At 42.4% G+C, this 12,813-nt stretch carries 10 protein-coding genes; 4 read left to right on the top strand and 6 right to left on the bottom strand.

The genetic code is table 11. The annotated features are described in order from the left end of the window. Positions 1–14 precede the first annotated feature (14 nt). Genes CJ305_RS16230 through CJ305_RS16220 form a run of 3 tightly spaced genes read right to left on the bottom strand, consistent with a single transcriptional unit; the run spans position 15 to position 4,130 of the window. On the bottom strand, positions 15–821 hold the full coding sequence (locus CJ305_RS16230) for a DNA/RNA non-specific endonuclease (protein WP_099647354.1): 807 nt from the start codon (positions 819–821) through the stop codon (positions 15–17). A 1-nt stretch (position 822) separates the two neighbouring features. Continuing rightward, on the bottom strand, positions 823–1,944 hold the full coding sequence (locus CJ305_RS16225) for an ABC transporter permease (protein ID WP_099647353.1): 1,122 nt from the start codon (positions 1,942–1,944) through the stop codon (positions 823–825). Between the two features lie 56 nt (positions 1,945–2,000). Further along, on the bottom strand, positions 2,001–4,130 hold the full coding sequence (locus tag CJ305_RS16220; protein ID WP_099647352.1) for a carboxy terminal-processing peptidase: 2,130 nt from the start codon (positions 4,128–4,130) through the stop codon (positions 2,001–2,003). 143 nt (positions 4,131–4,273) lie between these two features. Between CJ305_RS16220 and surE the strand changes: the two genes are divergently transcribed. The 4 genes from surE (at position 4,274) to CJ305_RS16200 (ending at position 9,032) form a co-directional block, all read left to right on the top strand. Next, positions 4,274–5,056 carry a 5'/3'-nucleotidase SurE gene (surE, locus tag CJ305_RS16215; RefSeq protein WP_099647351.1) on the top strand — a complete coding sequence of 261 codons (783 nt, stop codon included), beginning with the start codon at positions 4,274–4,276 and terminating at the stop codon, positions 5,054–5,056. A 36-nt stretch (positions 5,057–5,092) separates the two neighbouring features. Beyond that, positions 5,093–6,208, top strand: coding sequence for a lipid-A-disaccharide synthase (lpxB, locus tag CJ305_RS16210; RefSeq protein WP_099647350.1), 1,116 nt, complete (start codon positions 5,093–5,095; stop codon positions 6,206–6,208). Positions 6,209–6,324: 116 nt separating this feature from the next. Further along, positions 6,325–6,918, top strand: coding sequence for a C40 family peptidase (locus tag CJ305_RS16205; protein ID WP_099647349.1), 594 nt, complete (start codon positions 6,325–6,327; stop codon positions 6,916–6,918). A gap of 89 nt (positions 6,919–7,007) precedes the next feature. Further along, the gene (locus tag CJ305_RS16200) at positions 7,008–9,032 is read left to right on the top strand and encodes a ComEC/Rec2 family competence protein (RefSeq protein WP_099647348.1); all 2,025 of its coding nucleotides are present in this window, start codon (positions 7,008–7,010) and stop codon (positions 9,030–9,032) included. A gap of 5 nt (positions 9,033–9,037) precedes the next feature. Here CJ305_RS16200 and CJ305_RS16195 read toward each other — a convergent pair whose 3' ends face one another. Genes CJ305_RS16195 through CJ305_RS16185 form a run of 3 tightly spaced genes read right to left on the bottom strand, consistent with a single transcriptional unit; the run spans position 9,038 to position 12,806 of the window. Further along, on the bottom strand, positions 9,038–9,592 hold the full coding sequence (locus CJ305_RS16195) for a thioredoxin family protein (protein ID WP_099647347.1): 555 nt from the start codon (positions 9,590–9,592) through the stop codon (positions 9,038–9,040). A gap of 39 nt (positions 9,593–9,631) precedes the next feature. Beyond that, a complete protein-coding gene (locus CJ305_RS16190; RefSeq protein ID WP_099647346.1) occupies positions 9,632–11,374 on the bottom strand; it encodes a peptide MFS transporter in 1,743 nt (580 codons plus the stop codon). A gap of 16 nt (positions 11,375–11,390) precedes the next feature. Continuing rightward, positions 11,391–12,806, bottom strand: coding sequence for a peptide MFS transporter (locus tag CJ305_RS16185; protein ID WP_099647345.1), 1,416 nt, complete (start codon positions 12,804–12,806; stop codon positions 11,391–11,393). Positions 12,807–12,813: the final 7 nt, after the last annotated feature.

Genomic DNA, 12,813 nt, shown 5'->3' with positions numbered 1-12,813 from the left:
AGACTTTTGATAAATCAGAATTTCCAGTCTGTAACCGAATTGGAAGCTTCCAATTGAGTTTCAGTAGCGTCGTCTAGCTGCGGAAAGAAATCAAGTTTGGTAAGCTCTTCAATAGCATCTATCGTAACTACAAATGCTTTTAAATCCTGATCGCTTTCGCTATGCGGAACCAAAAACGCAAGTGCCGTAAAACCGGAAGACTCCTTTCGAATGACAATTTTATAAAAAGCTGAAGGTACATAAACTTCCTCCTCGCCTATTTTGGCTACCGGATCTTCCAGAAGTCCACCCGTGACAACAGTAAGCTCGCCATAACGCCTCGCCCAGTCACGCACCTGATTTTCAAGACGGTTCCAGATGCCGCCATTGAATTCCCGCAATTGCGGACTAATATTACTCGTCAGAAACGTTTCATCATAGGCCTGAGGGCTAAAACGACGGTCTCCCGCAGGACATAAATGCCCCCTGTCATATCCGCTATTTTTATAATTGCGCCAGTGGGCAGCCCCGGTTTTTACAGCCGGGTCAACCTCAAAATAGGGCCGACTTAATTCGGCATCTACCAATTGATCTTTAGTCAGGGTATACGCCACCCAGCTGGCCTGCTCAGCCTCCTCGTTATACTCAAGAGTATAATAATCGTGGTTAATGATTTGATTTGAGGTAGCAGCCGGCAGAAAAAAATCAAGCGCTTCAGACTTTACGCTGGTGGCAGCCTCAACATACTTCTGTTTCTCCTGAGCATCCAGATACCTTTCGGCCAAAAAAATAAGCGTCACTGCAATCATCATCAGCAACGGATAGGTATATTTTCGTTTCATTTTAGTTTGTTCCTTTTACATCAAGCGCATCACGCAAGGCGTTACCCATTAGCATAAACGCCATTACCAGACTCATGATGGCAAGACCGGGAATAATTGCCAGATAGGCTTTACCCAAAATAATGTACGAGTAGTGATCTTTAATCATCGCGCCCCAGCTGGGAATAGGCGGCTGCGCCCCAATTCCTAAAAAGCTGAGACCGCTTTCAATGAGAATCGCACTGGCAAAGTTTGCCGCGCTAATTACGATAACCGGAGCCAGAATGTTAGGCAATATATGCCGAAACAAGATGCGCATATCCCGATACCCTAAGGCCCGCGCTGCAGTTACGTATTGAGCCTCCTTAACGCTTAAAACCTGCCCCCGCACTACCCGGGCAACCTCAACCCACATAGTGAGTCCAACGGCGATAAACACCTGCCAAAAGCCTTTACCTAAAGCCAAAGTGATTGCGATTACCAGAAGTAAAGTGGGAATAGACCAGGTTACATTGATAATCCACATCACGAGTGCATCAATTTTTCCGCCAAAATAGCCCCCAATCGCGCCCATAAAGATTCCGATGAGTAACGAAATCAACACGGCTACAAAACCAATACTGAACGAAATTCGTGTACCGATGAGCATACGGCTAAGCAAATCTCTTCCGTATTTATCAGTACCCAGAATAAAAGTTTTCTCAGAGACAAATTCCTTTTCAAAAACAGAAGGATCTATTTGCCCTTGTAGGCCAAAGTCTGTGTATGCTATGGCTTTAGTCAACTCCCCTGCCCCCTCGTCGCTGTAGGGCACATATTCTACTTCGGTTTCTGTCAGGTTAATGGAATTAATCGGGATTTCGGTATCTGCATTGGCTTCACCTAAAAAGAATTCGCTCAAAAAAGATTGCGCCGCAGGATCAGGACCGGGAACAGTAAGCATTTTTACGGTAAAACCCGGTTTCTTTGAATGGATAGCCAGATGCATCTGGTTTGCATTTTGGGTATCATCGGGCGCCAACACGTAGGCGAAGAGCGCGACAAGACCGCAAAGTACGATGTATATAAAACTCAAAACGCCCCAGAAATTTCGTTTGAATTTCCGGAGCGCTAATTGAGTTAATGAACTGGATTTTTCTGCCATAAATCACTCACTGAATGAGCCTTGATTAGAAAGGTAGAGAAGTCTACCTTTTCTAGTTAATCTCTGACGTCTGCCAGCTTACCTCTTCTGATATTGTTAATCTTAAGGTCTTCGAGAACGTTGATGGCCTCTTCCATATACACGTCTTTAGCTAACTCTTCGTGCCAGCGCTGACGCTTTTCCCTAAGTACCGTATCTTTCTTAAATTCTTCCATTTCGTAAGGCAAAGACTTATAGACTAAATCCGTCTTATAATCTCTTAGCGCATCAAAACGCTTGGCTTCTGCTTCGCTTTGCTCAACCTTAGCGGCATATTGATCTAAATTTAGCGGCCACACCGAATCATCTTGTTTACTCTTGATCCATTTTGCATTTTCTTCAATCAATTGCAGTTGCTCGTTTTGCGACATACGCTCATTACTGTTGTTGATGGTTTGCTCATAATCGATATAACCATCCCAAACTTTGTAATCTGCAGCATCAATTTTATCCCAGGGAAGTGGGTTTTCCAAATCTTTCTCCCCTATGTCAATATAGCTGTAACGGTCTGGTACTACGACATCACTTTTCACACCTTCAAGCTGGGTAGAACCCCCGTTGATTCGGTAGAACTTCTGGGTAGTAATTTTTAATGCTCCCATATCGCCCAGGTCATTTTGGCGTAACCAGCGATTAAGGTCGTATACATTTTGTACAGTACCCTTCCCGTACGTTTGCTTACTTCCTATAATCACAGCACGTTTGTAATCTTGCATTGCTGCAGCAAGGATTTCACTTGCCGAAGCACTGATTTCATTTACCAAAATAACCAACGGCTTATCCCATAAAATACTCGGGTCTTTATCTTTAAGAATTTCACTTTCGGCTCCATTAGACTTCACCTGAACGACCGGACCTTCTTTAATAAACAAGCCGGCGATATCAACAACAGTAGAAAGTGAACCTCCACCATTACTGCGCAGGTCGATTACCAAACCTTCTGCTCCTTCTTCCTTAAGTCTGATTATTTCCTGCTTTACATCAGTCGCTGCATTACGTTGATTCGCGTTTTGCATATCGAAGTAAAACTTAGGCAAATTAATAACCCCATACTTGCGACCTTCCTTCTCTACGGTGGTAGTTTTGGCATAAGTCTCTTCAAGCTCTACAACATCACGGGTAATTGCGACATTGCGAATCGTTCCGTCTTTTTTCTTAACATTTAAAGTAACTACAGTCCCTTTAGGGCCTTTGATCAATTCAACCGCATCATCCAATCGCATTCCCACAACACTGGTCGCTACATCTTCATCCTGTTGTTTTACCTTAAGAATGACATCTCCCTCTTCAAGCTCTTCACCTCTCCAGGCGGGACCTCCGGAAATAATTTCAGTAATGCTTATTTCGTTACTTTTTTTCTGTAGACGTGCACCAATCCCCTGAAACTGACCACTCATTTGCATATCAAATCGGTCTTTATCAACCGGCGCAAAATAGGTTGTATGCGGGTCAAATTCTTCTACAATAGAATTTATATACACCGCAAAATAATCGTCACGATCTAACTCATCTGCAAACTCAAAGTACTCTGCGTACGAATCTTTGGTAGTTTTACGGGCTTCTTCTTCAAGTGCCTCTTTGGACATTGGAGTATAACCTGTAGAGTCTTTCGCTTTTTGCTCCTCTTCCTGTATGCGGTCGTAATACGTACCAATAGCACTAAACTTCAATTGATTTTCCCAACGCTCTTTAAGCTCCTTACGATTTTTAGCATAAGCTATATTCTCATAGTCGGTATCAATTGAATCTTCTGCTGTATAATCAAAAGGTTTGTCAAGTACCTCTTCGTAAATCTTCTTCGATTCTTCCATCCGCTCTCTCAAACGCGTGTAAGCCATGTCAAAAAAGGTAATGTCTTCCTTACGGATCTGATCATCAATTTGATCTTTGTAAACCTCAAACTCCTTGATATCGCTTGCCAGGAAATAACGCTTAAGTGGGTCTAAAGCCGTGATAAAGTCATTAAAAACCTGCTCAGAAAATGTGTCATCAAAATCTTTTGCGTCATAATGGCCTTTCTCCAGTACGTAAGAAATAAGGCTGATGAGTACTTTGTCTTTACCGGGGTCTTCAGAATTTGTCGTGAAACTACACGACGCAGCCCCAAGAAGTAAGGCTAAAACAAGTACTTTTGCATTCTTTATCATAATTCTAAGCATTTTATTCTTTTACTAGCAATCTACATTAAAAACCGTGCCACGGCCAATACTATGCGGTAATTATTTGTTAAACCGCGGGCTCGCCAAAGGCCACGTAATTTAGTATTTTAGCAGCAGAAAGCAAAAATTTAATGACAGCTCAAAAACCGCTTATTTTAATTACAAACGACGACGGCATTACCGCACCGGGCATTCGCAAACTCATTACTCTAATGAAAGAACTGGGTGACGTTATAGTAGTGGCGCCAGACAGTCCGCAAAGCGGGATGGGTCACGCTATAACTGTAAACGATACAATTTATTGTGATCCCGTTCGTGAATTTCAGGATGCAGATCATAAAGAATACAAGTGTTCGGGCACGCCTGCCGATTGTGTCAAAATCGCCGTGCAGGAAATTATGCACCGCAAACCCGATATCTGCGTGAGCGGCATCAATCACGGTTCTAACTCGTCTATCAATGTGATTTACAGCGGCACGATGAGTGCAGCGGTAGAAGCCGGTGTTGAAGGCATTCCGGCAATAGGGTTTTCATTGCTTGATTACTCAATAGATGCAGATTTTTCGCATTGTGACACCTTTGTAAAGCGCATAACCAGTCAGGTCCTGGAAAATGGTCTTCCTCAGGGCGTGGTATTGAATGTGAACATTCCAAAACTGAAGGCCAGCGAAATACGGGGCATCAAGGTGGGTCGCCAGGCTAATGCGCAATGGGTGGAAGATTTTGATAAACGCACAAACCCCATGGGTCGCGATTACTACTGGCTGAGCGGAGAGTTCGTAAATCACGACGAAGGCCAAGACACCGATGAATGGGCCCTGGCAAACGGCTATGTTTCGGTAGTACCGGTACAATTTGACCTTACCGCGCATCGTTTTATTACTGAATTGAATTCCTGGAATCTGAACCCCTAGTTTTTTCGCTGTGCGAAAATCTTTAAAACTCAACACGTGAAGTATTACATCCTGGCAGGCGAAGCAAGCGGCGATTTACACGCCTCAAATCTGATGAAAGCCTTGAAAAGGGAAGATCCCGAGGCCGAATTCCGGTTTTGGGGAGGTGATTTGATGCAGCAACAGGGCGGTACTCTGGTTAAGCACTATCGCGATCTGGCCTTTATGGGTTTTCTGGAAGTGTTATTAAACATACGCACGATTTTCAAAAACCTGGCATTCTGCAAAAAAGACATTCAGGCCTATAATCCTGACGTCGTAATTTACGTGGATTATCCAGGCTTTAATTTGCGCATAGCGAAATGGGCACGTCAGCAGTGTTTTAAGAATTACTATTACATTTCGCCTCAAATCTGGGCCTGGAAAGAAGGCCGAATTAAAGACATCAAGCGGGATATTGATGAGCTGTTTGTGATTCTACCTTTTGAAAAGGAGTTTTACGAAAAGAAACATCAGTTTCCGGTTCATTTTGTGGGGCATCCCCTGCTCGATGCTATTTACGACCGCGAACCCGTATCTCCGGAAGACTTCCGCGAAAAGCACAATCTGGATGAACGACCTATAATCGCTCTTTTGCCCGGAAGCCGGAAACAGGAAATTCAAAAAATGCTTGAAGGCATGCTCAGCATTACCGGAGATTTTAAGGAATATCAATTTATAATAGCCGGAGCTCCCAGTCAGGATGCTGAATTTTACGAGCCGTTTTTAAAGAAAAACCGGGTGCACATTGTGATGAATGAAACTTATAATCTCCTGGATGTGGCGAGCGCCGCTTTAGTCACTTCGGGCACGGCGACTTTAGAAACCGCATTGTTTAAAGTTCCTGAAGTGGTTTGCTATAAAGGCGGAAGGATTTCGTATGAGATCGCAAAACGCGTAATTAATCTGGACTATATTTCGCTGATCAACCTTATTATGGATAAGGAAGTGGTAAAAGAATTGATTCAAACCGATTTTAATACCAAATCGCTGAAAGCTGCGTTAAACAATATTCTTGATGAAGAAAACCGGAAACAGGTGTTTCACGAGTATTTCGAACTCGAAAAAAAACTGGGAGGACCGGGTGCCAGTAGAAATACAGCTCAATTGATCTATAAGAATCTAAAGGAATAACGATACTTAACAAAGCTAAAGAGTTATAAACCCGGATATATTTTAAAATTATCAGGCAAGCCCGGGAATATTTTCTCCCCTTTGCGGCGCCAATTAAGGAAGATTTGCTTCTATATATGAAGAGAAACAGAATACTAAAGCAGAGCGGCATACTTGCCTTAAGTCTGGCATTAGCCAGTTGCGGCGGAAGCAAAAGAACCACTCAAACTGCTGCTGTTATAGGAGCCGTAGCATATGAAGCCCCTAAACGAAAAGAAATAAAAACCTCTGAAGATGCCGGTGATGAACTCATCTATCTTTCTGAAATAAAGGATGAAGACGAAAATCAACTGCGCTATAATATCATTAGTAACGCGCGCCGCTTTGAAGGCACGCCCTATAAATACGGCGGCACCACCTCAAAAGGTATGGACTGCAGCGGTCTCATCTATACCGCATTTCTGGAAGAAAACATCAGTATTCCCCGGGTAAGCCGGGCTATTGCCGAGGAAGGGAAACGCATTAAAACCGATGAAGTGATTCCGGGGGATTTGCTATTCTTCATTACCGGAAGGCGCAGTAAAAACATCAATCACGTGGGTCTGGTGGTTGACGTCTTACCAGGGCAAATTCTGTTTATTCACTCTTCTACCTCTCAGGGAGTTATCGTTTCATCTCTAAACGAAGGCTACTGGAATAATGCTTTTGTAGAAGCGCGCCGCATTATGTAAATTTCGATTTAAGTAGTACTTTAAGGCTTCTGTTCTTAGAACGCCCTACCGTATAAGCAACAGGTGATTTTGTATTTTAAAAATTACTTGTGAAAGGCTTAAACACTTCATTGCTACTCATTCTGGCCGGACTTATCGTTGGAATAGTGTCCGGAAAGCTGCATTCCTTTTCGCTGTCATCTATCCTTCTGGCTCAGGCGACGGCTTTTATTTTCTTTCTTCTAATTCATTTAATTTTTCTGCGAAAGAAATCCGTTTTAACGGGAATCGCTGCATTTCTGTTGTTTGGCTCGATAGGGCTTTCGGTTTACACCCTAAGCAGCCCCCTGCTTTCAGAACAACATTATCTTAATCAGCCGAAGATTACTCCCAGAGCAAACCTTGTCATAGTGCTTGATGAGCAACTTGCTCCCGGTAATTCTCAAGCCCGCTTTATCGGAAAAATGCTTGAACTCAATGGCAAAACCACGACCGGCAAAGTCCTGCTTAGCATACCAAGAGATACTTCTGCAAACACTACTAACTTAGAAACCGGAAACGTACTTTATGTCAATGCTTCCTTACAAACTGAATTTCCGATGCAAGCCCCTTACCAATTTGACTATGGCAGCTACCTCAGAAACAAGGGCATTTTTGGTCAGATTCGTTTGGAACGGGATTCGTTTATTAAGTTTACCGAAAAGGAAAACAGCTCAGAATACAGTGCGCACGGTTTTCGCTCCTATCTCAAATCTAAACTAAACCGCTACCAACTTAGCCCTGATACCAAAGCTATAACCTATGCCCTGCTACTGGGAGAACGTCAGGATTTGTCTCCCCAACTCAGGCAGAGCTATGTTGACGCCGGTGTTATTCATATCCTTGCGGTTTCGGGACTTCACGTTGGGATTTTAATGCTTTTGGTACAATTCTTACTCAAACCATTAGGCAATAGCAAGAAAACACGGCTCGTTCGTCTGCTCATTGTGCTTACAACAATCTGGCTATTTGCGATCCTCACAGGACTATCCCCATCAGTTCTAAGAGCTGCCACGATGTTCAGCTTTTTGCAAATTGGTCTGGTTTACAGCCAGCGACGTTCGGGATATAACGCACTAATCGCATCGGCATTGATACTTCTTCTCATAAGTCCCAGACTCCTGTTTGAAGTGGGTTTTCAACTGAGTTATGCCGCCGTGTTTTTTATTATGTGGCTTTATCCAAAAATTGAAAACCTTTGGCTTCCTAAGCCCAAAATTCTGCGCTACTACTGGCAACTTATTTGCGTGAGTCTGGCAGCACAAGTAGGAGTTTTACCTTTAAGCCTGTATTATTTTCATCAGTTTCCGGGATTGTTTCTACTGGCTAACATGGTGGTGCTTCCGATTTTGGGTTTTATTCTGATATACGGTATTGGGATTCTGATTCTGGCTGTTTTAAACCTGCTACCTGACTTTTTGATACGCGTTTACGATTTCATACTCCAATTACTCAATTCGTTTATCGAATTGATTGCTCAGGCAGACCCGTTTATTTTGAAAAGCATCTATTTCCCTTTGATCCTTATTCCTGTATGCTACATGCTCATATTCTGTTTAGGCAGACTTATTCAGAAAAGAAATTATACACGTTTAAGCGGGTTATTGATTGCAGGCGCGATTTTACCCCTGACGCTTTTGGTCTTAAAACTGAAGCAAAAAGAAGAATTCTATATTCTCAACAGCTATCGCACCACCAGTCTTGCGAACGTAGGTAGTTCAAATCACCTGGTATTCCATCTTAATGATGAAAAAATGGATTTGTCCAGAATTACGAAAGGCTTCACGGAAAACCTTCAGCTTCAAAATATAACAACCGAAAGATTGAAACCCATTTACAATACACCTGAAGGACCCCTGCTACTTGTTGACAGTCTCGGGATTTACGAGCTTAACGAATTAAAGCCTCAATACATTTTGCTCATCCAATCGCCAAAGATCAATCTTGATCGCCTAATCACGTATTTTCCGCAGGCTATTCTAATAGCAGATGCCAGCAATTACAAAAGCTATGTGAAACGTTGGGAAGCAACTTGTGAGAAACGAAAAATCCCTTTTCACAGCACGTATGAAAAGGGATTTTATAGCTTAGAATGAATACCTTATCCTTTGAAAGTACTTACAAAATTTTCCTGATAGTTTTGCCAGGCTTCTGCTGAAGTAATTTTCTTATACGCGTCAGAATGCACCATTTTTAAGAAAATCTCCAATTGTTGCGGCGTTTTATAACCCGGCACCGGCTGAATGAGCTTTCCGGTTTCGTCAAAAAACACAACACTGGGATAAGCATTTATTTTCATCGCATGCGCAAAAAGGTGCTGACTGTTTCGGCCTTTGCGATTGGGATCATAATTAGGATTGGTATAGACAAAATCCTGATAATCTATTTCCTCAGTGCCTTCCGCATTAAACTTTACCGCATAGTAATTCTTGTTGATGTAGTCTGCCACATCTTTATTGTGAAAGGTATTTTGATCCAGCAATTTACAGGGACCACACCAGTCTGTGTAGACATCCATAAAAATCTTTCGGGGTTCTTTCTTTTGAGCTTCAAGAGCCTCGTTAAAACTCATCCATTTGATCTCGCCCTGCTTTTGGGAAAATCCCGCAACAGTGCCTAGTACGGTTAAAAGAAGAAGTATAATTATTTTTTTCATAATTCTGTTTTTCCAACACATTTCAAAAAGCAGACCACATTAGTGAATGCCATGCATCAATTTCTTAAGTAACGGATGTAACAGGATGATTAGTACCCCTGCACCTCCCGGAATGAGGAAAAATAATAAAAAGAAGGTAGAAAGCGAATACTCAGCCGTAATTGTATCGATCATTCCTCCGGTTGTACCTGCAAGTTTATTACCAATTGCGATGGCAAGATACCATACCCCGTACATCATCGCGATCATTCTGCCCGGCACCAATTTACTAACGTATGAAAGCCCTACCGGCGACAGACAAAGCTCTCCCATGGTATGAAAGAAATACGCTAAAATCAACCATATAATACTCACTGCAGCCACTTTTGCACCTTGTGGGATATCACTCGAACCATAAGCCAGAGCTGCAAACCCCACTCCTAAAAGAATAAGTCCGGCACCATATTTTACAGCTACACTGGGATTGTATTTACTCTCCCAAAGTTTAGAAAAAAGCGGTGCAAAAATGATGATAAATAAAGAGTTTAAAACGCTAAACCATGATGCCGGCACTTCAGGCGCCTCGGCGGTATATTGCTCGTAAAGCATACGCAGTACCAAAGCCCAAATGATGACAAAACTGGCTCCCAGAATGATATTAGCCCACTTGTACTTCTCAAAAGTCTGCTTAAACAACATCCATAAAACCCAGGTAATTACACCAAGGGGAATCACAGTAATTAGCGTATTGGCAATTCTGAAGATGGTTCCTGCGCTTCCTTCCAGTACGCGATCTGTATAGTCATTTGCAAAAATGGTCATCGAGCCACCAGCCTGTTCAAATGCCGCCCAAAAGAAAATAGTAAAAAAAGCAAAGATCGAAACGGCAATCATGCGATCGCGTACAACAGGCGCATAACGAACAATACGTGAAACGAGCAAAATGAGAAATACGGCCAGAGCAAAAAGTATCATGAAATTACTTCCTGAAAGGCTTCCCACTTCAAAATCAAAGACATTGACGTCACCAATTTTAGACATAGGATCATTAATTATCCACACCAGACCTATGACCGCACTAATTACGATAAAAGCTTTATCGAGTAACGAGAATGGGTTCAATTTAACCGAAGGGTCAAGCGAAGCTTTTTCATCATCAGTCTTTTCAGGCTTTTTACCAACCTCACCAAAGATATTCTGTGAAAAATAAAACTGAAGCATCCCCGCAAACATAAAAATCCCTGCCAGACCAAAGCCCCAATGCCAGCCCCATTGCTCGCCCAGATAACCGCAGAGCAAAATACCCAAAAATGCTCCGGCATTTACGCCCATATAATAAATGGTATATGCGCCGTCTTTTTTGTGCTGATGGTTTTCATACATCTGAGAAATAATCGAAGTCATAGTCGGCTTAAAAAAACCATTTCCCGCAACAAGCAAAAACAGTCCTAAATACAAGGCAACCGGAGCATCAAGCGCCATTGAAGCGTGACCTAAGGTCATCAACAAAGCCCCTACAACCACTGCCATTCGATATCCAATAATTTTATCGGCGATATACCCGCCCAGAATAGGTGTTAAATAAACCATGGAGGTGTAGGTGCCGTAGAGTGCAAGCGCGTGCTCTCGTGGCCAGGCCCAGCCCTCATCAAACAGCGAAGCCGTTAAAAATAATACCAGTAAGGCGCGCATTCCATAATACGAGAAACGCTCCCACATTTCGGTAAAAAACAATACAAATAATCCGGCGGGATGACCCAACACCGGATTTTTGAAAAACTGTTCAGTTGAAGATGTAGCCATTGCTGAATACTAAATCTTAATTATTGATTTTAGGATCTGCCAGTTCATAATCTTCTTGCTCCAGCATTTCACGTTCATTATCCTCTGCCCCGTGAGTAAGCTTTTCGAGCTTGTTTCTAAAAACCAAAACAAGTAGCGCAAAAGTGATACAGAAAATAGCGATTCCTGTAAAAATCGTGTACTCCCCTAATTGAGATGCTGATTCTCCCAAAAGTCCGGCAAGTTTATTTCCAAAACCGGTCATTGCAAAATACACCCCCATCATGATCGATGCATATTTAAGGGGAGCAAGTTTTGTTATGTAAGATAAGGCTACAGGAGAAAGACAAAGTTCCCCAACGGTATGAAATAAATAAGCAAGTACTAACCAATACATTGCTGATGCTCCATTAGATTGAAATTGCGCTGAAGCAGCGGTCATAAAGAAGAAACCGGACCCCATAATAATTAGCCCCATGGCCATTTTAAAAAGCGATGTAGCTACTTTTCCTTTGAGTTTACGCCTTGCCCAGTATGCCGCAACGCTCGTTCCTAAAAGAATGATGAACAAAGAGTTTAATGACTGAAACCAGGAAGCCGGAACTTCATTACCTATAAATGGAAGTGAAAATGACAAAAAACGATCTGTCTTCTCAGATGCATATAAATTCATCAAGCCACCTGCCTGTTCAAAAGCGCCCCAAAAAACAATAACCATTAAGAAAGAAACAAAAAGAACTACAACCCGATCTTTCTCTTGTTTGTTTAATGGTCTGTTACGGGCTTCAATCTCTTCGGGATCCAGAGACGTTCCAATAAAATTCCCTACGTGTTTAAGATACTTCTGCCCAAATAAATACTGTAATAGCCCTAAAGCCATTCCAATTCCTGCAAGACCAAAACCGTAGTGCCAACCGTAAACTTCTCCTACAGTTCCAACCAGTAAACTAGCGATGAAAGCTCCCAGGTTAATACCAATATAAAAAATAGTAAAGCCTTTATCTCTGCGGATATCACCTTTTTTATACAAGCCACCTACCATAGTTGAAATATTAGGTTTCAACATTCCAACTCCGGCAATAATCAACCCCAGACCGGTATAAAAAGCCCACATTTCTTCAATGGCCAAAATACTGTGCCCGGCAACCAGCAGAATACCTCCGTATAGTACCGATTTTTTCTGACCTAAAAACTTATCTGCGATCCAACCTCCGGGAATGGAAGAAACATACACAAGCATGGTATAGGTTCCATATAATGAAAGGGCTTCAGCGTTTGTCCAACCCAAGCCGGGGTTGCCGGAAGTTGCCTCTGCAACAAGGTATAATACCAATATTGCCCGCATTCCGTAATACGAAAAACGCTCCCACATCTCTGTGAAGAATAAAATATAAAGTCCTACCGGATGGCCGAACAATTCTTTTTGTCTGGCGACTTGTGTTGCTTGTGTCATATAAATG

This window comes from Leeuwenhoekiella nanhaiensis, assembly GCF_002744755.1.
Classification (GTDB): Bacteria; Bacteroidota; Bacteroidia; order Flavobacteriales; family Flavobacteriaceae; genus Leeuwenhoekiella; species Leeuwenhoekiella nanhaiensis.
The sequence above is the reverse complement of the archived record's forward strand: the minus strand, read 5'-3'. Positions and strand labels throughout refer to the sequence as shown.